This is a genomic window from Rhodopseudomonas sp. (assembly GCF_013377015.1).
GTDB lineage: Bacteria > Pseudomonadota > Alphaproteobacteria > Rhizobiales > Xanthobacteraceae > JARJEH01.
The window spans coordinates 955,803-980,206 of sequence record NZ_JACABA010000002.1 but is presented as its reverse complement, the minus strand read 5'-3'; the positions used below and the strand labels follow the sequence as shown (position 1 = coordinate 980,206).

Annotated in this window: 20 protein-coding genes and 1 pseudogene; 5 read left to right on the top strand and 16 right to left on the bottom strand. The window is 62.6% G+C overall.

All coding sequences use genetic code 11. The annotated features are described in order from the left end of the window. Positions 1-5: 5 nt before the first annotated feature. Entirely contained in the window at positions 6-2,972 is a 2,967-nt protein-coding gene (locus HXX15_RS13020) for a bifunctional [glutamine synthetase] adenylyltransferase/[glutamine synthetase]-adenylyl-L-tyrosine phosphorylase (protein ID WP_296516483.1), read from the top strand. A 22-nt stretch (positions 2,973-2,994) separates the two neighbouring features. On the opposite strand, the gene HXX15_RS13015 is transcribed toward HXX15_RS13020, so the two are convergent. The 9 genes from HXX15_RS13015 to oxlT form a co-directional block, all read right to left on the bottom strand. Next, on the bottom strand, positions 2,995-3,294 hold the full coding sequence (locus HXX15_RS13015; RefSeq protein ID WP_296516482.1) for a hypothetical protein: 300 nt from the start codon (positions 3,292-3,294) through the stop codon (positions 2,995-2,997). A gap of 110 nt (positions 3,295-3,404) precedes the next feature. After that, the gene (locus HXX15_RS13010) at positions 3,405-5,729 is read right to left on the bottom strand and encodes an ATP-binding protein (protein ID WP_296516481.1); all 2,325 of its coding nucleotides are present in this window, start codon (positions 5,727-5,729) and stop codon (positions 3,405-3,407) included. Positions 5,730-5,932: 203 nt separating this feature from the next. Next, on the bottom strand, positions 5,933-7,315 hold the full coding sequence (locus HXX15_RS13005) for a cation-efflux pump (RefSeq protein ID WP_296516939.1): 1,383 nt from the start codon (positions 7,313-7,315) through the stop codon (positions 5,933-5,935). Positions 7,316-7,443: 128 nt separating this feature from the next. Further along, the gene (locus HXX15_RS13000) at positions 7,444-8,412 is read right to left on the bottom strand and encodes a zinc-binding dehydrogenase (RefSeq protein ID WP_296516480.1); all 969 of its coding nucleotides are present in this window, start codon (positions 8,410-8,412) and stop codon (positions 7,444-7,446) included. Between the two features lie 35 nt (positions 8,413-8,447). Continuing rightward, complete coding sequence (locus HXX15_RS12995; RefSeq protein ID WP_296516479.1) at positions 8,448-9,443, bottom strand: nitronate monooxygenase family protein; 996 nt, start codon at positions 9,441-9,443, stop codon at positions 8,448-8,450. Between the two features lie 248 nt (positions 9,444-9,691). Beyond that, positions 9,692-10,465, bottom strand: a complete 774-nt coding sequence (locus HXX15_RS12990) for a fumarylacetoacetate hydrolase family protein (protein ID WP_296516478.1) — start codon at positions 10,463-10,465, stop codon at positions 9,692-9,694. 179 nt (positions 10,466-10,644) lie between these two features. Further along, positions 10,645-11,619, bottom strand: coding sequence for a 2-dehydropantoate 2-reductase (locus HXX15_RS12985; protein WP_296516477.1), 975 nt, complete (start codon positions 11,617-11,619; stop codon positions 10,645-10,647). A 97-nt stretch (positions 11,620-11,716) separates the two neighbouring features. Continuing rightward, positions 11,717-12,148: a CBS domain-containing protein gene (locus tag HXX15_RS12980; RefSeq protein WP_296516937.1), complete on the bottom strand. Its 432-nt coding sequence runs from the start codon at positions 12,146-12,148 to the stop codon at positions 11,717-11,719. A 137-nt stretch (positions 12,149-12,285) separates the two neighbouring features. Further along, positions 12,286-13,572 (bottom strand): oxalate/formate MFS antiporter, encoded by a 1,287-nt coding sequence (gene oxlT / locus HXX15_RS12975; RefSeq protein WP_296516476.1) that lies wholly within the window; start codon positions 13,570-13,572, stop codon positions 12,286-12,288. Between oxlT and HXX15_RS12970 the strand changes: the two genes are divergently transcribed. Then, positions 13,555-13,956, top strand: coding sequence for a hypothetical protein (locus tag HXX15_RS12970; RefSeq protein WP_296516475.1), 402 nt, complete (start codon positions 13,555-13,557; stop codon positions 13,954-13,956). The two genes, oxlT and HXX15_RS12970, sit on opposite strands and share 18 nt — an antisense overlap. Before the next feature lie 203 nt (positions 13,957-14,159). Here the strand turns inward: HXX15_RS12970 and HXX15_RS12965 are convergent. The 5 genes and pseudogenes from HXX15_RS12965 to HXX15_RS12945 all read right to left on the bottom strand — a co-directional run. Next, positions 14,160-14,468: pseudogene (locus HXX15_RS12965) on the bottom strand (CoA transferase); the annotation flags it as partial. A 151-nt stretch (positions 14,469-14,619) separates the two neighbouring features. After that, entirely contained in the window at positions 14,620-15,570 is a 951-nt protein-coding gene (locus HXX15_RS12960) for a DUF4157 domain-containing protein (protein WP_296516474.1), read from the bottom strand. Between the two features lie 529 nt (positions 15,571-16,099). Continuing rightward, positions 16,100-17,377 carry a formyl-CoA transferase gene (frc, locus tag HXX15_RS12955; protein WP_296516473.1) on the bottom strand — a complete coding sequence of 426 codons (1,278 nt, stop codon included), beginning with the start codon at positions 17,375-17,377 and terminating at the stop codon, positions 16,100-16,102. A 47-nt stretch (positions 17,378-17,424) separates the two neighbouring features. Continuing rightward, entirely contained in the window at positions 17,425-19,164 is a 1,740-nt protein-coding gene (oxc, locus tag HXX15_RS12950; RefSeq protein WP_296516472.1) for an oxalyl-CoA decarboxylase, read from the bottom strand. Between the two features lie 46 nt (positions 19,165-19,210). Further along, on the bottom strand, positions 19,211-19,942 hold the full coding sequence (locus tag HXX15_RS12945) for a GntR family transcriptional regulator (protein ID WP_296516471.1): 732 nt from the start codon (positions 19,940-19,942) through the stop codon (positions 19,211-19,213). A gap of 215 nt (positions 19,943-20,157) precedes the next feature. Here HXX15_RS12945 and HXX15_RS12940 point away from each other — a divergent pair, with 215 nt between their 5' ends. Together HXX15_RS12940 and HXX15_RS12935 are read left to right on the top strand one after the other, a co-directional pair. Further along, positions 20,158-22,287 carry an acetate--CoA ligase family protein gene (locus tag HXX15_RS12940; RefSeq protein WP_296516470.1) on the top strand — a complete coding sequence of 710 codons (2,130 nt, stop codon included), beginning with the start codon at positions 20,158-20,160 and terminating at the stop codon, positions 22,285-22,287. Between the two features lie 394 nt (positions 22,288-22,681). Next, positions 22,682-23,086: a GNAT family N-acetyltransferase gene (locus HXX15_RS12935; RefSeq protein ID WP_296516469.1), complete on the top strand. Its 405-nt coding sequence runs from the start codon at positions 22,682-22,684 to the stop codon at positions 23,084-23,086. Positions 23,087-23,294: 208 nt separating this feature from the next. On the opposite strand, the gene HXX15_RS12930 is transcribed toward HXX15_RS12935, so the two are convergent. Further along, the gene (locus tag HXX15_RS12930) at positions 23,295-23,495 is read right to left on the bottom strand and encodes a CsbD family protein (protein WP_296516468.1); all 201 of its coding nucleotides are present in this window, start codon (positions 23,493-23,495) and stop codon (positions 23,295-23,297) included. Positions 23,496-23,568: 73 nt separating this feature from the next. Next, positions 23,569-23,826, bottom strand: a complete 258-nt coding sequence (locus HXX15_RS12925) for a hypothetical protein (RefSeq protein WP_296516467.1) — start codon at positions 23,824-23,826, stop codon at positions 23,569-23,571. 234 nt (positions 23,827-24,060) lie between these two features. Here HXX15_RS12925 and HXX15_RS12920 point away from each other — a divergent pair, with 234 nt between their 5' ends. Continuing rightward, positions 24,061-24,381: a hypothetical protein gene (locus tag HXX15_RS12920; RefSeq protein ID WP_296516466.1), complete on the top strand. Its 321-nt coding sequence runs from the start codon at positions 24,061-24,063 to the stop codon at positions 24,379-24,381. Positions 24,382-24,404 lie beyond the last annotated feature (23 nt).

The window sequence follows — 24,404 nt, the reverse complement described above, 5'->3', positions numbered from 1 at the left end:
CACGCATGACCTCTTCCGCGACCGGCGACGCGGACCATTCGCAACTGGCCGCGCGGTTTGCTGCCGGACCGCGTCTGTTTGCGCCCACCGAGGCGGCGCGGCGGTTCGACGATTGGCTCGCCGGCCTTGCCCCGGAGCTGTCGGCGTCGCTGCGCGCCGTCACTGAAAATTTCCCCCATGCTGGTCCGATACTGCAATCGATCGCCGAAGCCTCGCCCTATCTGTTCGACCTGATCCGCGCCGACCCGTCACGACTACTGCGGCTACTGCGAACCGCGCCGGAGCAGGGGCTGGCTGCGCTGATGGAAAAGACGGCCGCGGATGTCGTCGCGGCTGCTGCGGAAGCCGACGCGATGCAGGCGCTACGGCTGATGAAATCCGAAGCCGCATTGTTGATCGCGCTGTGCGACATCGGCGGCGTCTGGCCGGTGTTGCAGGTAACGCAAGCGCTGACCGATCTCGCTGTGACCTCGGTGCAGTCCGCATTGCGATTCCTGTTGCGGCAGGAGGCTGCCCGCGGTCGCCTGTTACCGCCCAACCCCGAGCGTCCCGAGCAGGACAGCGGCCTTGTGGTTCTGGCGATGGGCAAGATGGGTGCGGGCGAGCTGAACTACTCCAGCGATATCGACCTCATCGTGTTCTTCGACCTCGATGCCCCGACGCTGGCGCCCGACATCGAGCCGCAGCCGTTTTTCGTCCGCGTCACCCAGGGCCTCAGCCGGATGCTGCAGCAGCGCACCGGCGACGGCTATGTGTTCCGGGTCGATCTGCGGCTGCGGCCGGACCCGGCATCGACCCCGGTGGCGATCTCCACCGCGTCGGCGATGAACTATTACGAGCGCGAAGGCCGCACCTGGGAACGCGCCGCGATGATCAAGGCGCGTCCCTGCGCCGGCGATCCGGTCGCCGGCGAGGCGCTGGTCGCCGAGATCGCGCCGTTCGTCTGGCGCAAGCATCTAGACTTCGCAGCACTCGGCGACGTCCACGACATGAAGCGACAGATGCAGACGTTCCGCGGCCAGACCGAGGTCGCGGTCGAGGGCCACAACGTCAAAGTCGGCCGCGGCGGGATTCGCGAGATCGAATTCTTCGCGCAGACCCAGCAATTGATCGCTGGCGGTCGGCATCCCGAATTGCGAGTGCGCCCGACGCTGGCCGCGCTGAACATCCTGGCGTCGCGCGACTGGATCACCTACCAGGCACGCGACGAATTGACCGCGGCCTACGAATTCCTGCGCCGGGTCGAACACCGGCTGCAGATGATCGCCGACGAACAGACCCACACCTTGCCGGACGAGATCGAGGCGGTGGAGCGGTTCGCGCGGTTTCTCGGCTACGACAGCCGCGCCGCCTTCGCAACGGAGCTGCTGCGGCATCTGAACTGCGTGCAGGGGCATTACAGCAAGCTGTTCGAGGGCGATCCGACCGGCACCGAGAAACTTCCCGAGATCGACTACGCCGCCGGCCCCGAGGACACCAGGCTGCTCGAGCATCTGGCCGGGCTCGGCTTCAAGAAGCCGGTGATGGTCGCCGGCACGCTGCAGCAATGGATGGCCGGCGGCTATCGCGTGCTCAAGGTCGAGACCACGCAGCGCGCCTTCATCGAATTCGTGCCGGCGCTGATCGAAGGGTTGTCGCGCGCCGAGGAGCCCGACAACGCGGTGACGGCGTTCGACCGGCTGCTGCAGGCGTTGCATCGCGGCGGCCGGCTGATCTCGCTGCTCAGCCAGAACCGCGAATTGCTGGCGCTGGTGGCGCTGGTGCTGGGCGCGGCGCCGCGGCTCGGCGATATGCTTGCGCGGCAGCCGCAGATCATGGACGGGTTGATCGACCCGCGCTTTTTCGGGGCGATGCCGGACCGCGACGAGCTGTCGGCGCGGTTGGCGGCGACGCTGGCCGACGCCGGTTCCTACGAAGAATTTCTCGACCGCTTGCGGCTGTTCGGACAGGAGAGCCTGTTCCTGATCGGCACGCGAATCCTGTCCGGCACGGTCTCGACCCAGCAGGCCAGCGTCGCCTTCGCGGACGTCGCCGAAGGCATCGTCGGCACCGTGCATGGTCTGGTCAGCGACCAGTTCGCCACGCAATATGGCCGGATCAAGGATCAGCAGACCGCGATCCTGGCGATGGGTCGGCTCGGCAGCCGGGAGATGACGGCGTCGTCCGATCTCGACCTGATCCTGATCTACGATTTCGATCACCAGCAGCCGGATTCCGATGGCGCGCGCTCGCTGCACGGCGCGCAGTATTTCGCGCGCTTCACCCAGCGGCTGATCTCGGCCTTCACCACGCGAACCAATTACGGCGTGCTGTACGACGTCGACATGCGGTTGCGGCCGTCGGGCCGCGCCGGCCCGGTGGCGTCGCGGCTGGATTCCTTCGCCGACTATCAGGACCGCGAGGCCTGGACCTGGGAGCATATGGCGCTGACCCGGGCGCGGGTGATTTCGGCGTCGCCGGAATTCCGCGGCAAGATCGAGCGCATCATTCGCGACGTGCTGACCCGGCCGCGCGATCCCGCCGTGATCGCCACCGACGTCGCCGAGATGCGCCGCGCTATCGCGCAGGAAAAGGGCGAGGATGACATCTGGGATCTGAAATACGCCGCCGGCGGGCTGGTCGATATCGATTTCATCGCGCAGTATTTGCAGTTGATCCACGCCGCAGCGCAGCCGGAGATTCTCAACGTCAACACGCTCGCGGTGCTGGACAACGCGGCGCGGCTCGGCCTGCTGCCGCAGGGCGCGGCCGAGGTGCTGCGGCCGGCGGCGAGGCTGTATCACGATCTGACGCAGATCCTGCGGCTCTGCGTCAGCGAGAAATTCAAGCCGGAGACCGCGGGCGAAGACCTGCTGCGCGTGCTGGTCCGCGCCGGCGACGCGCCGGACTTCTCGTCGCTCGAGGCGCGGGTGAAGGAGACCCAGGCCGAGGTGCGGGCGGTGTTCTTGAAAGTGGTGCAGGGCGGGAATTAACTCGGTCGGCGATCCGGCGCGGCTATTTCCTTGCGGCGTCTGCGGCGTTGGGCGCGCGCTCACCGGCCACCTGCGGCAGGGCTGGCAAATTCTGGCAGTCCATCGAATAGACCAGTTTGCCGGACGCGGTGTGGCCGATCGGCTGGCACGGCGGGAATTCCCCGGTCTCGCTGCCGGCCGGTGTGGTCGCCTGCATCGCGGCCGGCGCGGGGCCGTCACTCGGCTTGGTCAGGTAGATGTAGACGACGCCCGCCACTCCCGCCGCGATCGCGATACGGAACAGCCACACCGATGTCGTGTGGAAATACGCACTCCAGTTCACCGCTGAACCCTCCGCGGACGGCTGCAGCGCTCATACACGGCGCGGGGCCGGTCCCACAATACGGATTTCGGCTATGTCGGGTGCCGCGATCAAGCGATTAGGGGATGTTGTCAGGCGGCGGCTGACACCCGGGCGGGCTTGCGCTGGCCGTCGCGCGGCAAGCTGACCAGCACGACGGTGCCGGTGCCCAGCGTGGAGCGCAGCCGCATCGAGCCGCCATGCATGGTCGTCAGCGACTTCGCGATCGCCAATCCAAGGCCGGAGCCGTGATAGGTCTTGGTCAGCTGGGTTTCGACCTGCTCGAACGGCTGCCCCAGCCGGCGCAGCGATGGTTGAGCGATGCCGATCCCGGTGTCGGCGATGAGTAGCGTGATCGAGTCGTTCAACACCCGGCTGCGCACGGTGACCCGGCCGCCGTCGGGCGTGAACTTGACGGCGTTGGACAGCAGATTGATCAGGATCTGCTTGATCGCGCGACGGTCGGCGACGATCGGGATGGCTTCGCAGATGTCGGCGCGAAGCACCAGGTTCTTGTGCTCGGCGCGCCCCGCGACCACCCGGAGCGACTCGGCCAGCGCGCGGCCGAGGTCGATCGATTCCATTTCGAGCTTCATCCGCCCGGCCTCGATCTTCGACATGTCCAGAATGTCGTTGATCACTTCCAGCAGATAGTGACCGCTGGTGAGGATGTCGTGGCAGTATTCCTGATACTTCTCCGAGCCGAGCGTGCCGAACATGCCGCTGCCCATGATCTCCGAGAAGCCGATGATGGCGTTGAGCGGGGTGCGCAGCTCGTGGCTCATATTGGCGAGGAATTTGGATTTGGTCTGGTTGGCTTCTTCGGCGCGGTTCTTTTCGTCGGAGTATTTCTGCGCCAGATCGGCGAGCTCGATGGCCTGCCGTTCGAGCGTGGTCTGCGACCGCTTCAGATCGATCACGGTGGCGCGCAGCCGAAGATCGTTGTCGACCAGCTTCTGCTCATGCGCCTTGATGCGGGTGATGTCGGTGCCGACCGCGACATAGCCGCCGTCCTTGGTGCGGCGCTCGCTGATGTGCAGCCAGCTGCCGTCGTCGAGTTGCGCTTCGAAGGTGCGGGCGCCCGGGGTCGCCACGCCGCCGGTCTCGCACAGCCTGCTGCGGATTTCCGGCATCCGGCCGACTTCGATCACCGTCTCGTAGGAGGTTCCCGGCGTCACCGCGGAGTCCGGCAATTTGTGCAGCTGCTGGAAGTGCGTGTTGCAGAGCACCAGCCGGTTTTCCGCGTCCCACAGCACGAAGGCCTCGGGGATCGTCTCGATCGCATCGCGCAGCCGCAAATCCGCTTCGACGGTGCGTTCCGCGAGACTCTTCTGTTCAGTGATATCGACGGCGATGCCGAGCAGATGCTGATTGCCGCCGGGTTCCTGGCTGAGTTCGCAGCGCATCCGCAGCCAGATCCAGTGGCCATGGCAGTGCCGCATCCGGAAGGTGTGATCGATGTGGTCGATCTTGCCGGAGATCAGTTGATCGGCGATCGCGAACAGGTCGATGTCGTCGGATTTCACCAGCGCGTTGACTTCGCCGAAGGTCAGAAGGTCGTTGCGGCTTTCCAGTCCCAGTAACGTGAACATCGATTGCGACCAGAACACCCGGCCGCGCGACAGATCCCAGTCCCATAGTCCGCAGCGGCCGCGGTTGAGCGCGGTGTCGATCCGGCTGCGGACGGCGTCGTTGATCAGATCGCCCTCGCGCGCCCTGGTCGATTGCCAGTGGAACGCGAAGCCGAGGATCAGCACGACGAAGCCGGTGGTGAACGACAGCGTCACCTGTAGCGCGGTGTCGGACGCCCAGATCGATGCGGTGTTCTCCTGGATGATGACGACCTGACCGGGCAATGATTTGACGACCCGCAGCGTCGCCAGTGCCCTGGCGCCGCTGGGCAGGATGATTTCGGAGATGCCGGACTGCAGCCCGGACATCGTCAGCGGCTGCGCCGCGCTGACGACTTCGAGGAATTTGCCGGAGTCGCCGGCGGCGTCTTCGCCGGGCACGCGTGCCAGGATGCGCTGGTCGGCGCTGGTGACGATGACATGGCGCCCGGCCGCGATGCCCCAGGCTGGCAGCAGGCCGGGCAGCAGGCTCTGCAGTCGTTCGACCGATTCCGCGCGGTCGAGCCGGATGACGCCGATGTGGTTGAGACGTTCGGCGAGCAAATCGGCCAGCGCGGACAGGTCGCGGTTGGTGGCGCCGCGCTTTTGCCGGGTCTGGTCGACGATCTGAACGATCGCGCCGATGCAGATGGTGATGAGAAAGGCAATGATCAGGAGTGGTACCGCGCGGCGCAGTACCGGCTCCGCAAGCAGCAGCCGATGGTAGGCCGGTTTAGCTATCGACTGCGCCAATCCCTTGATCGAATCGGATTGAGCGCAGGCGCTCGCCACTTGTGCGCGCGCCATGCCTGGCCCCCAAAAAAATGTCTGTCTGCACCTGATCCGAGCGACACCCCCGCCGTTCGAATCAATGCGATTTGAATCCAGTTTTGCCGGGCTGTCGAGAGTCAACGATTCGCTAATTCAAATAAATCTTGTCCAACGAAGAATCCGAGTGCCGATATCGTGACAACCGAGTCCGAAACAAGAACGGAGAGTCGTCGAAATACCTAATCGGCGGCGTTCGGCGGCTCGGCATGACTGATCACGCGCTTCACGCTGGGGAAGGCGCGGCGCAGTCGCCGCTCGATTTCGTCGACATGCTCATGCACCGCGATGACGCTGAGCGACGGCGACGCGCGGCAATGAAAATTCACAATCTCGCCGGCGTCGGTGTCGCGTACCCGGACGCTGTGGATGTCGTAAATCACGCCGTCGGTCGCCAGTCCGGTCAATGCATTGTGGATTTCCGCGGCCCGCGCCGGCGTGGCGTCGGCGCCGTGCGGCAGTTCCGGCTCCAGCGGTTCGATATGGGTATCGACCTCAACATCGGGGCCGAACTCCTCGTAAATATGCCGCTCGAGCTGGTGCGCGATATCGTGCGCCTCGAGCAGCGGCATCTCGCCGTCGACTTCGAGATCGATGCTGACGGTCAATTTGCCGCCGAGGTCGTGCACGGTGACGTGGTGGACCGCGAGGCCTGAATTGCGCGCGATCACCATGATGCGTTCGCGCACGCTTTCATTATCGCGCGCCACCGGGATCGCGGTGAAGCTCAGATCGGCGTCTTCGAGCGCGAGGGTGACGGCGGCTTGCGCCCGCCGCTTGATCTCGTCGACACGGTCGATCGGATAGGTTCGCGGCACTTCGACGTCGGCATCGATGAAATGCGTCGGGCCGACCATGCGCACCCGCAGCCTTTCGATCCCGACCACGCCAGGCACGGCGCTGATCGCCAGCCGGGCTTTTTCCGAGACGCCCTCGGGGGCGCGGTCGAGCAGGGTCTGGACCGTGGCGCGTCCGAGCCGCAGCCCGAGGATCGAGATCATCACCGCGACGCCGATCGCGGCCGCGGAGTCGCCCCATTGGAAGCCGAAGGCCGACAGCGTCAGTCCGACGATCACCGCGAACGAACCCATCACGTCGGAGGCGAAATGCAGGGCGTCGGCGGCCAGCGCTTGGCTCTTAGTATCCGTGGCGGCACGGTGCAGGGCGTGCGCGCGCCACAGATTGACGCCGATATCGATCGCCAGCACCACGAAGGCGAAGGCGGAGAAGGTCGGCGGAACCACGCCCTCGCGCAGCCGGCCATAGGCCTCGACCAGGATGCCGCCGGCCAGCACGTAGAGCATTGCAATCACGCCGAGCGCTGACAGGCTTTCGATCTTGCCGTGACCATAATGATGGGCGTCGTCGGCCGGGCGGTCCGACACCCGCACCACCAGCCAAGTGATCACGGTGGCGACCAGGTCGATCGACGAGTGCAGCGCCTCGGAGATCAGCGCCAGACTGCCGATGGCAATGCCGACCGCGAATTTAATCGCGGCCATGCTGCCGCTGGCGACGATCGAGATCGCGGCGACGCGTGACTTGGTGTGGGTGATCGTATTCATCAGCGCGGTGTAGCAGCCCGCACTGCAACAGAAAAGCTGCATGGCGCCGCAGGCGCCGGCCATTTGGGGTCAATATCTGCGAATGGTTCCGAAACGGCCTCGCAGAACGGCGTCCGGCTGTGACCGCGTCACAGCGTCACCACGATCTTGCCGAGGTGGCGGTTGGCGTCCATGTGCTCGAATGCCTTGCCGATCTCGGCGAACGGGAACACGCGGTCGATCGGCAGTTTCAGCTTGCGGGATAGCACCGCGGGCCAGATGTCGCCGCGAGCCTGGGTGAAAATCTCGCGGATCTCCTCGATACTGCGGGTGCGGAAGGTGACGCCGATGTAGTTGATCCGCCGCGCGGCGTGCAGGTCGAAATTGAAATCGCCATGGGTGCCGCCGAGCCGGCCGACATTGACAATGCGGCCCTTGATTTTGGTCGCCGCCAGATTCTGGTTGGCGAGCTTGCCGGAGATCTGGTCGATGATCAGGTCGACGCCTTCGCCGCCGGTGGCCTTCAGCACCTCGTCGACCCAGCCCGCATCGGCGGAGTCGATGGCCAGATCGGCGCCGAAATCCTTCAGCCGTTCGCGGCGTCCCCGGTCGGTGGACGAGCCGATCAGCAATTTGGCGCCCTTCAATTTGGCGATCTGCAGCGCCATCAGGCCGACACCGGAACTGGCGCCCTGTACCAGCACCGACTGGCCGGGCTTGACCCCGCCGACCGCGACCAGCGCGTTGTGCATCGTCGTCAGCGCGACGGGGAGGGTGGCGGCATCCTCGAAGCTCATGTCGTCGGGGATGTGGAACAGCCGGCCGAAATCCGCCAGCGTGTATTCGGCAAAGGCCGCGGCGCCCGATCCCATCACCCGGTCGCCGACCTTTACCCCGTGAGCGTCGGCGCCGATCTTGGCAACCTCGCCGGCCCATTCCATGCCGAGCACGGTGCCGACGCCGCCGGCCGAGCCGTGCACATGGCCCTTGGTCATGCCGAGGTCGGCGCGGTTGAGCCCGCAGGCGCGCACCCGGACCAATAGCTGCGGTCCGTTCGGCGAGGGCTGCGGGACATCGCTGATCGAGGCGCCATCGGCGCCGTAGACAAAAGCCTTCATCGGACTGCCTTCTGTTGCCGCTGTGGCGGCGTGGATTATTCCGCGGCTTCGCGCTGGCCGCCGGACATCATGCTTTCGAGCCGGGAGCGAATGATCGTCTCTGCCTCATGCATGATCCGCGATACCAGTTCGGCGCAAGTCGGAATATCGTGGATCAGCCCCTGCACCTGTCCGGCCGACCAGATCCCCTCATCGGTATCGCCCGTGGCATAGACCAGTTTGCCGCGGGCGCCGGCGACCAGTTCGCGGACCTGCTCGAAGCTCGCGCCCTGCTTTTCCAGTGCCACAACCTGTTGACTGACGGCATTCCTCGCCACCCGCGAGGTGTTGCGCATGGTGCGGAAGATTAGGTCGGTCTCGCGTTCGTCATTGGCGACGATGCGTTCCTTGACGTGCTGATGGATCGGGCTCTCCTTGGTGCACATGAAGCGCGTGCCCATGTTGATGCCCTCGGCGCCGAGCGCCAATGCGGCGACCAGTCCGCGGCCATCGGCGAAGCCGCCGGAGGCGATCATCGGGATCTTCACCTTGTCGGCAGCTGCCGGAATCAGGATCAGGCCCGGGGTGTCGTCCTCGCCGGGATGGCCGGCGCACTCAAAGCCATCGATCGAAATCGCATCGACGCCCATCCGCTCGGCCGACAGCGCGTGGCGGACGCTGGTGCATTTGTGTACGACCACGATGCCGTGCTTCTTGAATTCGGTGACGTGCTCCTGCGGCTTGTTACCGGCGGTCTCGACGATCTTGATGCCGCTCTCGATGATCGCCTGACGATATTCGGCGTAAGGCGGCGGCTTGATCGAAGGCAGGATGGTCAAATTGACGCCGAACGGCTTGTCGGTGAGGTCGCGGCAGCGCGCGATCTCCTTAGTGAGATCCTCCGGCGTCGGCTGGGTCAGCGCGGTGATCAGCCCGAGCGCGCCAGCGTTGGCCACCGCGGCGACCAACTCGGCGCGGCCGACCCATTGCATGCCGCCCTGAACGATCGGATGTTCGATGCCGACCAGTTCGGTAAATCGCGTCTTGATCATTGTCGCTCCCCAGCACATGCCCGTTTCGGGCTGTTGAATTGCGCGGCAGGATGCCGTCGCCGGGAAGAAATGTCCATCGCGGGAGCGCGCGTATCGATCATTCGAAATGGGTCATTCCGGGGCGTGAACGGCGAAACCGTGAGCGAACCCGGAATCTTGCAACAAGGCAGGCGCAGCGGCTGGCCGCAAGATTCCGGGTTCACTCGCAGCTTCCGCTGCTCGCGCCCCGGAATGACACTGATACTCGCTCAGCTATGGAATTCGTTGTGCAACTCGCCGATGCCTTCGATCGCGATGGTGACGGTGTTGACCGACTCCTTCATCACGCCAACGCCGACCGAGGTGCCGCAGCAGATCAGATCGCCGGGCAACAGCGTCATGTCGTGCGAGATCCACGCCACCAACTGCTGCGGGGTGAAGATCATGTCCGCCACCGGGTAGTTCTGGCGCTCGGCGCCATTCAGGATGGTGCGCACGCTCAATCCGGACGGATCGATCCCGGCCGCGATCCATGGCCCGAACGGTCCGAAGCCGTCGAAACTCTTGGCGCGCGCCCACTGCGCGAAGGTGGCGTCGCGGTTGAGGATGTCGGCGGCGGTGATGTCGTTGACGCAGGTGTAGCCGAAGATGTGGGCGTCGGCCTGTTGATCAGAAATTCCGCTGCACGATCTTCCGATCACGATGCCGAGCTCGCCTTCGTAGACCACCTTGCCGTCATAGGATGCCGGGCGCTTGACCACGGCACCGGGCGACGCGGCACTGGAAGGCGCCTTCAGGAAATACAAAGGCTCGGCCGGCTCGGGTGAATTCAGCTTGGCGGCCAGCGCGTGAAAATTATTCCACAGCCCGATAATCTTCGACGGCTGCGCCGGCGCCAGCAATGCGACGTCCGACAGCGCGTAGCTCTGGCCGTTCGGGAAAGAATTGCCGAACATCTCGCCATCATGCGCGATGATTTCGGATTGATCGAGCGTTCCAAAGCCTTCGGTGCCGCGATGGCGAAAGCGAACCCAATTGGTCACGGCGGTGCTCCCCTGCAATTCTTGTGATGTCGACGTCACGCGTCGCCTTCGTCATTCCGGGGCGCGAGCCCTTGGGCGAGCGAGCCCGGAATCTTGCTGCTGGCAAGGTCGTTGCGAGATTCCGGGTTCGCGCGCAGCTGGCGCTGCTCGCGCCCCGGAATGACGGCAGTGCGAATTGATCAGTACAGCCCCGCCACCTTGGCGCGCTGGATCACCAGGCCGAGCACCGCGTCGATCGCCGGTGTCGGAATCTTGGTCAGCCGTCCCATCTCCTGCACCACGGTGACCAAGGGATCGATCTCCATCGGCCGGCCGCGCTCCAGATCCTGCAGCATCGAGGTCTTGTGCGCGCCGACTTTGCGGGCGCCTTCGATCCGGCGCTCGACATCGACCCGGAACTTGACGCCGAAGGTCTCGGCGATCGCCTGAGTTTCCAGCATCATCGCCTTCGACAGCGCGCGGGTCGCGGGATCCGAGCAGATCACGTCGAGCGTGGCATGGGTCAATGCGCTGATCGGGTTGAAGCAGACATTGCCCCACAGCTTGAGCCAGATCTCGTCGCGAATCCGGTCCAGCACCGGCGCCTGCAATCCCGCCGCGACAAACAGCTTGGCGAGGTTCTCAACATCGGCGGTGGTCTCGCCGGACGGCTCGCCGAGCGGAAACTTGTCGCCATAGACGTGGCGGATCACGCCGGGGGCTTCGATTTCGGTGGCGGGATAGACGATGCAGCCGATCGCGCGTTCGGCGCCGAGCTCGCGCCACTGCCGGCCGCCGGGATCGACGCTTTCCAGCACCGAGCCTTCGTGCGCGCCACCGTGCTTGTAGAAGTACCAATAGGGGATGCCGTTGACCGCGGTGACGATGCGGGTGTTGGGTCCGAGCAGCGGCTGCATCTGTGGGATCACGCCAGTGATCGAATGCGCTTTCAGGCAGATGATCACGACATCCTGCGGGCCGAGTTCGGCGGGCTTGTCGGTGCAGCGCGGCTTCACCACGCGCTGCTCGTCGCCGATCAGGAGCTTCAGGCCGTTGGCCTGCATCGCCGCCAGATGGGCGCCGCGCGCCACCAGGCTGACATCGGCACCCGCCTGTGCCAGTTGCACGCCAAGGTATCCACCGATCGCGCCGGCGCCGTAAATACAGACTTTCATCGACCATCCCTAGACAAGCGCCACACCGTATCCGGCACAACCTTCCCGATAGGCTGAGAAGCTGGCTCGAAACGGCCGTTGCGCTTGAGGCTGGTCCTCAGGCGAGCGCGGGTTGTGCCGCGCGGATGCCGTCTTGCTCGAGTGCCGTGCTGATGTCCCTGATACTGACCACGCCGATCAACGTGTGGTCATCAATGACAGGCACATGCCGGATGTGGTTCTTATTCATCAGATGGCGGACGTGTTCAAGCGTGTCGTCGGAGCGGCAGGCGATTAATTGCTGCACCGAGATCAGCGCGGAAACCTTGAGATTGACGCCCGCGGCGCCGTGTTCGGCGATGGCCCGGACGACGTCGCGTTCGGAGAACATCCCGACCGCGGTATTGCCCTCGGTGCGGCAGACATCCTTGACCACCAGGGCGCTGATATTGTCGGTGCGCAGCAGCCTGGCGGCGGTTGCGACCGTCTCATTCATCCGAATGGTTGAAATCCGGGTGCCTTTCTTGCGCAGGATGTCCCCAACTCGCATCTCAACCTCCCTGGAACTGCTGAAGCGGCGCATTTTGATACCTCATTCTGGTATACTGTATGCCAACTGTCAACGTCCGAGCCAAAAGAAATGGCGCGCTCAACAGGGTTGAGCGCGCCATTCGGTCTGCGGGGGTGCTACGCGCGTGATTGTGCGATCACGGACCTTCGCCAGGGTTTCAGGACCGCGATGGCCAGCAACGAGGCCAGGATGTTGGCCCCGGCGGCGATCAGGAACACGGTGTCCCAGGTTCCGGAGGATTGCTGCATGTAATTCGCCACCGGCACCAGCAGCGCCGCGGTGCCCTTGGCGGTGTAGAGCAGGCCGGCATTGGTGGTGGCGAATTTCGAGCCGAAGGTGTCGGTGCAGGTCGAGGGGAACAGCGAGTAGATCTCGCCCCAGGCGAAGAACACCAGGCCCGACAAGATCACGAACATCACCGGGTTGTGCCCAAACATGTACAGCGCGTAGATGCCGAGGCCCTCGATGCCGAACGCGATGAACATCGTGTTCTCGCGTCCGATCTTGTCGGAGATCCAGCCGAAGAACGGCCGGGTCAGGCCGTTCAGGATACGGTCAATGGTGGCGGCGAAGGTGACCGCGGTCATCGTCATTGCCATCAACGTCACCGGCACGTTATCGATCTTCCAGTCGGCGGCGATCGGCTTCAGGTTGGCCGTCACCATCAAGCCACCGGCGCCGACGATCACAAACATGAAGTACATCAGCCAGAAGATCGGATGGCGGACCACCTGCGTCGGCTGATAATCGCGGCGGGTCTGAATCACGTTGACGTTCTGGGTGACCGCAGGCACTTGTCCGGCCTTTGGCGGAAACAGGAAGAACGCCAGGATGACGATGATCAGTCCCTGGCCGAGACCGAAATACAGGAACGTGGTCTGAAAACCGGAGTCCTTGATCATCGCCTGGATCGGCGCGACGGTCAGCGCGGAGCCCGCGCCGAAACCGGCGGCGGTGATGCCTGCGGCGAGGCCGCGCTTGTCGGGAAACCACTTCAGGGCATTGCCGACGCAGGTACCGTAGACCCCGCCGGCGCCGATGCCGGCGATGATCATGCCGAGATAGTACCCGTTGAGCGTGGTGGCCTCGGCATTGATCGCCCAGCCGATCGCACAAAGGATGCCGCCGATCAGGACCACCAGGCGCGGACCATACTTATCCACGAACCAGCCTTCGATCGGGACCAACCAGGTCTCGAACAACACGAACAGCGTGAAGGCCCACTGGATCGAGGCGCGGTCCCAGCCGAATTTCTTCTGGATGTCGGGGACGAAGAAGGTCCAGCCGTATTGGTAGTTGGCGATCATCACCATGGCGCCGACGCCGATGGCCAATTGGGTCCAGCGGTATGCGTCGCTGACCCGCGCGGCTGTTGGAGCCGCTGCATGAACTGTATCCGTCATCGTTCCTCCCCCGACACGCTGCCTCTGATGGGCGAGCGTTGCCTGTACGACAGTTTGGTATGTGATATGCCAGAGCGCAAGCAAATTAGATGGCTGCCGGCAAATCTTGTTGATTTGTCGGAAGTTCTCATCAACCGGGGCAGGTGGCAAACAAAAAGGCTCCGGAAACCGGAGCCTTCGTCAAAGGGATGGATCGGCGGCCGTGGTCAGGTCGGCCGCGCAAATTTCAATTTGCTCAGGAACTACAGCCCAAAATACGGCAAATCGCCATTGCGGTTGGCGATCCGGGCCAATTTCATCAAAGCATGGTCGAACGCGGCGGCGAAGCGGCCCCAGACGGTGTGGGAATGGCGAATCGGAAATGAGGCGGTTCTGGACATCTGACTACTCGTGGCTCGGGGGTGATTCTGCAAGAGCGTGATCGTTCCAGTCAATCTACGTATACCAGATGCCAAGGACAATATTCATGTTTGCATGGCAGCATCCGCGCTGGTGCAATGCAACAAAAGTCTATCACCCGATTGGATTATCCAATGAAAGGGCCGCCGGAACGACCGGCGGCCCTGGAAACAGTCGATTTCGCCGCCTTATTCGGCGGCGGCCTTGCGCGGCGGGTCGAGCGCGCCGGAATCGTGGATCTCGGCGACCTGGTGATCGCTGAAGCCCAGCACCTGGCGCAGGATCTCGTCGGTGTGCTCGCCGAGCAGCGGCGAGCGGGTCACCTCGGTCGGTGAGTCCGACATCTTGATCGGATTGCCGACCGACAGATATTTGCCGCGGGTGGGGTGGTCGACCTCGACCACGGTGCCGGTGGCGCGCAGCGACTGATCCTCGGCGAGTTCCTTCATCGACAGGATCGGGCCGCAGGGGATGTCGTTCTTGTTGAGGATGTCCATTCACATAATCCTCTCGGCCAACCTCGAAAGAATCTGTCGTGCTGCTTTGCAAACGAGGCAGGCGGGCGCAAGAGTCTAAACTGTACCTCTTCGGCGCGTGTTGAAGCGTGCGGCTTGCCGAGAAGAGCCAGTCTACACCCGCTGCATCATTCTACCGCAAGTCCACCTGCGCCCAAAGTTGCGATTGATTGGGTCCCGCACTCAGGCTGCGCAGGTTAACAATATGAACCACCTTGTTCTTAGCCACGACGGACGCAGCACTCCAGTCCGCCGCCTCCTTCCTTAGGTTGACATCTTTATTCGTGGTTAGAATGTCGCCAACATTGATGTTGGCGGCGTTGATTGGGTGGCCAGCCTTATTGAAGAATGACGATGTCGCGCCCACATCGTGAAGCGCCATCCAGCCATCGAATTCCTGACCAGTCGCCTTGACCAATCGCTCGGTCTTATCCGTATCGTCTTTCGTGATGTTCAGCGCCAGTCCGCCCGTCGATGTCGATACGGTTATTCGCGGGATGTTGCAATTTTCGATATTCTTCCATCCGTACAGTTCGATAACTGCCTTTGATTTTTGGATCGCGTCCCGCTCGAGATCGATGTCATCGTGAATATCAATACTCTTTTTCTCGATGATCTTCCCTGCGCCTTTTGCGATATATTCGGCTAAGAAAGGTCGGACGCCTCCTCGCTTGCTGGCCTGTACAGAGTGCTCCAACTCATGTGCCAACAGGCAAATGCCGCCTATGTTGGTAAAGTCCATCCTTGTGGTGAAGAATATCTCGTTACCAAGCGTTATGTGTTGCTTATGTATCGTATCGATCTCAGTCGCATAGCGAGTAGTATGGAGGTCGATGTCCGGATATTTGGGAGCGATTATATTGATGACAGACTCAGGCAGGGATTGCCATTTCCCTGCAGCTTGGCCCTGAAGATAGGAAAGATATTGATCGACAATCGGCGCTACGACTGAATAGGCAAACCCAGAGACGACCACGGACGCACAGGAGTTCGGGTCCGTCAGACATTTTTTCAGATCCTCGCCGGTGATTGGCCCAACACCAGGGCCTCCCGGTCCAAAAACGCCCCCCGGACCGGCCGGCATGCCGGGTCCAGTCACGATGGGACCAACCACCGGCACCTTGCATGCGGCTTTCCGTGCATCGCAAACAGCATCATGGGCCGTTTGGGCGCATCCACTGAGTGGCCATGGTCGGGGCAGAATGCAAATTTCGCCGCAAGATTCGTTCGCGTCGCAAGCGAACGTTGGGCTAATCGTGACGAGAAAGAAAAATAGCGACCACCTTAAAACATCCATTTAAGCCTCCCAATCCCAACATAATAAGCGCCACGCTCAACAAAATAAGCGCTACGCTACTGTCGCGACCGAAAGTTGTAAATAGGCGGGCTTTATCCTAAAGCGAGTTTTAGCGATGGCTGTCTGCAAGGCCGCACGATATTTTCATCCATTGCGCGAGCGCTGACTGGATCGCCCCCCAATTTCATCCAACAGTAATGTCCAACATCATGTGCAATGTTCGAGTCACTAGTCACGGAGAACCAGAGGTCGGAGCGTTGCTCTGGCAAGGCTCCGACCTCTTCCTGCGGAAGAGCGGGGAGGGGTTGGGAACGCGCTATTCCGCCGCGACCTTGCGCGGCGGTTCCAGCGCGCCGGAAGCGTGGATCTCGGCGACCTGGCTGTCGCTGAAGCCCAGCACCTGGCGCAGGATCTCGTCGGTGTGTTCGCCGAGCAGCGGCGAACGGGTCACCTCGGTCGGCGAGTCCGACATTTTGATCGGGTTGCCGACCGACAGGTATTTGCCGCGGGTGGGGTGGTTGACCTCGACCACAGTGCCGGTGGCGCGCAGCGACTGATCCTCGGCGAGTTCCTTCATCGACAGGATCGGACCGCAGGGGATGTCGTCCTTGTTGAGGATCTCCATCGCCTCGAACTTGGTCATCGTCATGGTCCATTCCTCGATCCGGGCGAAGATCGAGTTGAGGTGCTTCAGCCGCGCTGCCGGCTTGGCGTATTCCGGATGGGTCTTCCATTCCGGCTCGTTGATGACGTCGCAGATCTTCTCCCACACCGGCGCCTGGGCGATGAAATAGATGTAGGCGTTGGGGTCGGTCTGCCATCCCTTGCACTTCAGGATTCGGCCGGGCTGGCCGCCGCCGGAATCATTGCCGGCGCGCGGCACCGAGTCGCCGAACGGAATGCCTTCGCCGAACTGGCTGTATTCCTTCAACGGGCCATGGGCGAGGCGCTGCTGATCGCGCAGCTTCACGCGCGACAGATTGAGCACGCCGTCCTGCATCGCGGCGGTGACCTTCTGGCCCTTGCCCGTCACCGTGCGCTGATACAAAGCGGTGACGATGCCGAGCGCGAGATGCAGCCCGGTGCCAGAGTCGCCGATCTGGGCGCCGGTGACCAGCGGCAGTCCATCGCGGAAGCCGGTGGTGGAGGCGGCGCCGCCGGTGCATTGCGCGACGTTTTCATAGACCTTGCAGTCTTCGTAGGGGCCGGGGCCGAAACCCTTGATCGAAGCGACAATCATCTTCGGATTGATCGCCTGGATTTTCTCCCACGGGAATCCCATCCGGTCGAGCACGCCGGGGCCGAAATTTTCCACCAGCACGTCGCAGCTCTTGATCAGCGCGGTGAGGACTTCCTTGCCCTTGGGATTCTTGGTGTCGAGCGTGATCGAGCGCTTGTTGTGGTTCAGCATGGTGAAATACAGGCTGTCGACGTTCGGCACGTCCTGTAGCTGACCGCGGGTGATGTCGCCGACGCCGGGGCGCTCGACCTTGATCACGTCGGCGCCGAACCAGGCCAGCAATTGCGTGCAGGTCGGTCCGGACTGGACGTGGGTGAAATCGAGAATGCGAACGCCCTCGAGCGCCTTTGTCATATCATTTGCTCCGTTGATTCAGTGTCGTCAGCCCACGATGGGAGGCATCACTTCTTGCGCAGTTTGCTCTGCGGATTGAGATTGCCGATCCGGCCGCTTTCGCTGCCGGCGGCCGGGTCGATCACGGCGTTGATCAGGGTCGGCTCGCCCGAGTCCATCGCGGCATTGACCGCACGTCTGAGTTCGTCCGGTGTGGTGGCGTTGACGCCGACGCCGCCGAACGCCTCCATCATCCTGTCGTAGCGCGCGCCTTTGACAAACACGGTCGGCGCCGCGTCGGAACCGCCGCTCGGGTTGACGTCGGTGCCGCGATAGATGCCGTCATTGTTGAAGATCACGATACAGACCGGCAGATGATAGCGGCAGATGGTCTCGACTTCCATCCCGGAGAAGCCGAAGGCGCTGTCGCCCTCGATCGCTAGCACCGGCTTGCCGGTTTCGATCGCGGCCGCGATGGCGAAGCCCATGCCGATGCCCATCACGCCCCAGGTGCCGACATCGAGCCGCTTGCGCGGCTGGTACATGTCGATCACGCCGCGCGCGAGGTCGAGCGTGTTGGCGCCTTCATTGACCAGGATGGCGTCGGGCCGCTCCTTGACGATGGTGCGTAGCACGCCGAGCGCGCCGTGATAGTCCATCGGCGAATTGTTGTTCATTAGCCGTGGCGCCATCTTGGCGACGTTTTCCTCGCGCTTCGCCTGGATCGCGGCGAGCCAGTCGGCCGGCGCGAGTGGCCAGTTGTCGCCCATGCCCGCGAGCAGCGCGGCGGCGCAGGAGCCGATGTCGCCGACCACCGGGGCGACGATCTCGACGTTGGAATCCATCTCCTTCGGTTCGATGTCGATCTGGATGAATTGCTTCGGCGCGTCGCCCCAGCTCTTGCCCTTGCCGTGCGACAACAGCCAGTTCAGCCGCGCGCCGATCAGCATCACCACGTCGGAATCCTTCAGCACCGTGGAGCGCGCCGCGCCGGCGCATTGCGGATGGGTGTCGGGCAACAGGCCCTTGGCCATGCTCATCGGCAGGAACGGCACGCCGCTCTTTTCCACCAGCGCCCGGATCGCGTCATCGGCCTGCGCATAGGCGGCGCCCTTGCCGAGGATGATCAGCGGGCGTTTGGCGCTCTTCAGCGCATCCAGCGCGCGTTTGATCGAATCCGGCGCCGGCAGCTGCGCCGGCGCGGCGTCGATCACCTTGACCAGCGATTTCCGGCCGAGTTCGGCGTCGATCACCTGGCCGAACAGCTTGCCCGGCAGATCGAGATAGACGCCGCCGGGCCGGCCCGACACCGCGGCGCGGATCGCGCGCGCTAGGCCGATGCCGATGTCGGCGGCGTGCAGCACCCGGAACGCCGCCTTGCACAGCGGCTTGGCGATGGCGAGCTGATCCATTTCCTCGTAGTCGCCCTGCTGCAGGTCGACGATCTCACGCTCCGACGAGCCGGAGATCAGGATCATCGGGAAACAGTTGGTGGTGGCGTTGGCGAGCGCGGTGAGACCGTTGAGGAAACCGGGCGCCGACACCGTGAGGCAGATGCCGGGCTTCTGGGTCAGAAAGCCGGCGATCGCCGCGGCGTTGCCGGCGTTCTGTTCGTGACGGAACGAGATGACGCGGATGCCGGCGGCCTGCGCCATGCGGCCGAAATCGGTGATCGGAATCCCGGGGACGCCGTAGATCGTGGTGAGGCCGTTCAGCTTCAGCGCGTCGATCATCAGGTGAAAGCCGTCGGTCTGCTCCCGTTCGTCATCGACCACATTGACGGCAATGCTTTGTACGATTGCGGGCATCGGCTTCTCTCCCTGTTCTTGTTTTAGCGACGAGTCGCTCGTCTTTTTAGGTAAAGAGTTCTTGTCCGTGTGCCTCGACATAGGCGGCGAGTCCAAGCGTGTGATCGCGCGCGCGTTTCTCGGCGAGTTCGGTGTCGCGCGCTTCGAGCGCTTCGATGATGGCCAGATGCTCGGGCAGCGAGGTCGCGGTGCGATCCACCCGTCCGATCGTCAGTTGTCGATAGCCGCGCACGTGCAGCAGGATGTCGTTGGTCATGTCGACCAGCACCGGCGATTCGCTCAGCGAGATCAGCGCCTGATGGAACGCGATATTGGCCTTGGAATATTCCTCGACGTGATCCTGCGGCAGCCGGTCCGGGCCGAAATCCTTGAAGAAGTCGCGTAGTGCCGAAATATCCTTCTTGCGCGCCGCGGTGGTGATCAGGCGTGCCGCCATGCTTTCCAGCGCCGCCCAGGCGCGGATCATGTCGACGATCTCGGTCTTGGTCTTGCGCACCACCACGATGCCGCGGCGCGGCACGGTCTTGACGAAGCCGTCCTGCTCCAGCATCGCGATCGCTTCGCGGATCGGGGTGCGGCTGACACCAAGGCGTTCCGACAAGGCGCGCTCGTCGAGCATCACCTGTTCGGGGGTGGTGTAGATGTCCATCTTGAGAATGGCTTCCTTCAAGGCGTCGTAGGCCTTGTTCTTGAAGCTGGTCTCCGGGGCGATGCGGACGATCGCGATATCTGGCTCAGCCATCGTTGCCGGCGCCTTGGGTTTGTTCCGAACGGTCATCATCATCTCCCCCTCAGGAAGATGAGCTATAGCAGAGTAATCGCTTCATTGTTTTTGGCATACCAAATACCAGCGTGTCAAGTAAGCGCCCGATGCTCGGATATTCGCGCGCATGCCGACTTGACTTTCTATTTTCTGGCATACCAAATGCCAAAAAGGAAGACCGATCACGGCGCGGGCCGCGAATCTCAACAAAAACGTCAGGGAGAATGCCGATGTCTGGTTCTAAGGATGAGGTTCGCAAGGTTCTGGCTCAGGTCAAAGCCGACAACCGCACCAGCCTCACCGCGCCGGAGGGCAAGCTGGTCTGCGACGCCTACGGCATCCCGGTCCCGAAGGAAGGCGTCGCTACCTCGGCGGCAGACGCCGCGAAACTAGCCACCGCCATGGGCTTCCCGGTGGTGATGAAGATCGTCTCGCCGGACATCCTGCACAAGACCGAGGCCGGCGGCGTGGTGGTCGGCGTCAAGACCGCCGCAGACGTCGAAAAGACCTATGCGACCATCCTGGCCAATGCGAAGTCGTACAAGGCCGACGCCAAGATCGACGGCGTCCAGGTGCAGCAGATGCTGCTCGGCGGCCAGGAAGTGATCATCGGCGCGGTGACCGACGGTTCGTTCGGCAAGCTGGTGGCGTTCGGCTTGGGCGGCGTGCTGGTCGAGGTGCTGAAGGACATCACCTTCCGGCTGGCGCCCGCCACCAAGGACGACGCGCTGTCGATGCTCGACGGCATTCAGGCGCACGAGATGCTGAAGGGCGTGCGCGGGTCCGATCCCGCCAATCGCGATGCGATCGCCGCCATCATCGTCAAGGTGTCGGAGCTGATCACCGATTTCCCGGAAATTTCCGAGATGGATCTCAATCCGGTGTTCGCCACCAGGGATCACGCGATCGCCGCCGACGTGCGGATCGTGGTCGACTTCGCGCCGAAGCCGGCGCGACCGCGTCCCAACCACGACGACATCGTCCGGCAGATGAACCGCATCATGAAGCCGAAAGCGGTCGCGGTGATCGGCGCCTCGGCCGAGGCCGGCAAGATCGGCAATTCGGTGATGAAGAACCTGATCAACGGCGGCTACAAGGGCGAGATCTATCCGATCCACCCCAAGGCCGACGAGATCCTCGGCAAGAAGGTCTACAAATCGGTCAAGGACGTGCCCGGCGAGATCGACATCGCGGTGTTCGCGATTCCGGCCAGCTTGGTGGCGCCGGCGCTGGTCGAATGCGGCGAGAAGAAAGTGGTCGGCGCGATCCTGATTCCGTCGGGCTATGCCGAAACCGGCAACATGGCGGGGCAGGAGGAGATCCAGGCGATCGGCCAGAAATACGGCATTCGCCTGATGGGGCCGAACATCTACGGCTTCTACTACACGCCGGCCAATCTGTGCGCGACGTTCTGTACCGCCTATGACGTGCAGGGCAAGGCTGCGCTGTCGTCGCAATCCGGCGGCATCGGCATGGCGATCATCGGCTTCTCGCGCTCCGCCAAGATGGGCGTCTCGGCGATCGTCGGGCTGGGCAACAAGTCCGACATCGACGAGGACGATCTCTTGACGTTCTTCGAACAGGACGACAACACCCAGATCATCGCGCAGCATTGCGAGGACCTGAAAGACGGTCGCGCTTTCGCCGAAGTCGCCAAGCGGGTCTCGAAGAAGAAACCGATCGTGGTGCTGAAGGCGGGGCGCACCTCGGCCGGCGCCAAGGCCGCGAGCTCGCACACCGGGGCGCTGGCCGGCAACGACAAGATCTATGAGGACGTGTTCAACCAGTCCGGCGTCATTCGCGCGCGCAGCTTGCGCGACATGCTGGAATTCGCCCGCGGCATTCCGGTGCTGCCGACGCCGAAGGGCGAGAACGTGGTGATCATCACCGGCGCCGGAGGCTCCGGCGTGCTGCTGTCGGACGCCTGCATCGACAACAAGCTGTCGCTGATGACGATCCCGCCGGATCTCGACGCCGCGTTCCGCAAATTCATTCCGCCGTTCGGCGCCGCCGGCAATCCGGTCGACATCACCGGCGGCGAGCCGCCGATCACCTACGTCAACACCGTGAAACTGGGACTCGAAGACCCGCGGATTCACGCGCTGATCCTCGGCTACTGGCACACCATCGTGACGCCCCCGATGGTGTTCGCCAAGAACATGGTCGAGGTGAAGAACGCGATGAAGGCGCTCGGCATCGAGAAGCCGATCGTGGCCTCGTTGGCCGGCGATATCGAGGTCGAGGAGGCCGCCGACTATCTCTACCAGAACGGCATCGTCGCCTATGCCTATTCCACGGAAATCCCTGTGCAGGTGCTGGGCGCCAAGTACAAATGGGCACGCGGGGCGGGGCTGCTGTAGGCCGAAAAACGTCGCGCCGCGGCGCAAGATAGGCTAGGCACATGCTGGCCAAACGATCAGCATGCCTTGGGAAGATGCCGACAAATCAATCACACCGATTTTCCGTCGCGCCGATGATGGACTGGACGGAGAGTTTCACGAAATCAAATAGTTAGAGGGTGGGCGTGTGCAAATCCTGTGCCCGAACGTTCTAGGAGTTTTTACGATCCGTTCTCCCGATGTTACCCTCATTCGCTTTCTTCATTGCGCGCTCGCGCGCTAAGCGACGCCAGCCATCTCGGATGTGACCATGCGTGCTCGTGCACGCGCATATATGCGATGGCGAGTTGAAGCTTCTCACGAGTGGGGGGTTCGGCGCATCGGTTTAGGGGATAGCTCGGGAGATGCGTAACCGATGGTGCGACTCGTAGAGCTAGATATCGACGAGCGCTGCGTTGATGTTGAGCTTCATACGCGTATGTTGCAAAGCCCCAAGGCGCGCCACACGCATCACTACGTTGCAACGGACGATGGGTCGGAAGTTGCCTTCCTCGCGCTCGACCAGATTCCCGACGTTGACTACCTCGTTCTGTACGAGATTTTCGTGCGGCCGGGATGTCGCGGTAGAGGGATCGGTTCTTGTTTGCTGGGAGAGGTCGAACGTCTTGCCGCTGCGCTCGGTTACGCAAAGATCACGCTATCGCCGTGGCCGTTGGAGCAGGGGTATCCCGAAGCAACACTCATCGCTTGGTATAAGAGGCACGGTTACGTCGAAAGGCCGGATTCCCTGACCGAATTGGAAAAGAGCATTGTGGCTTGACGGCTAGTTAGACGGGCGGATCGCTAAAATCATATACGGCGGAAGCATGCCGTAGGAGGCGGCGCAGGCTGGTGTTCTGGCTCGCATGCTCGTGCGACGTCTAGTCGCAAGCAGATCGCCGCACGCGCACGGCTGCAGCTCTGGTTGTTCGAGAGTAACCGAACGCGCGGCCAAAGCTTGTTGCCCCGGCCGCGACGGTCAGATTAGATCATTTAAGCGCAGAAAACCAATTATCTATGTCGTTGCGAGCCTGATCCTTTGCGAGCCCATATCGCTGTTGCAGCCGACCTTCCAACTGGTCACGCTTGCCATTGATCGCGGTCAGATCATCGTCCGTGAGCTTGCCCCACTTCTCCTTGACCTGACCCTGAAATTCCTTCCAGTTACCTTCGATCCGATTCCAGTCCATGAAATTTCTCCATTGTTTGAGGTGGTCGACGCCCCTCCCGTGAGGGGAGCGCCGCCGTGTGGGATCTTCGTGATCAGTTGTATTTGAACTGGGACATCGCCTTAAGCTGATCAGCGGTGATGTTGACGACAGCATGGTCAGGATACCACTGTTCGTCGGTGGTTCGGGCTGGGCGCGCAGTTGCTGGACCATCATCGGGCTCGCCGAGTATCTGCCGTATCCGGTAGGCGACGAAAGCGTCGATCGTATCGCCGATGTAATGAACCGCCCGTAGAAACTGTGTCCGAAGGGAATTCGCGGTTGGGGTTGCGTCAAGGGAAATTGCGGTCATGGCGGCGTCCTCGAATCGACACCCATATTGTTGCCCGCTACGCCATAGGAATTCGAGACAATGTGCCCGTGTCTCTCATAGGGGCGGCATAAGCAAAAGCCGCAACCAGCTTGATCGCCGGGCCCTCCTATACAATGCTTACGAGATCGGCCGGCAAGCCGTCTCGATTTACTATGCAATCGGGTTCATCTGTCATCTGCGATCTGATTCCGGTCGTAGTGAAGGACGATCAAGATGGCCCGTTCAATTCCAGGCGACGATGGGTTCCCCGAGCTGTCCCACAATGATGACTATCGTTCTTATCTGATCAGCCGGAGCAATCTGCCTGGCGATTATCGCTTCGCCAGAACCAACGCAAAGCGAGCGCGCGTGCAGATCCGTACGGCTCTACGCCATGTCAACGGCTATTTCAGGTCGATCATCGAGGCCGTGGTCGATGCCAAAATCCGACGACTCGAGCGCGAACTGACGCTTCGCGGCATTCGCTATGACCTGCCGGTTAGCAATCAAGTCGCATCTGAGAGCGAATCGCGCGCCTTAGGGCCGCGTCAATAGTAACCAACCGAACATCGATCGTC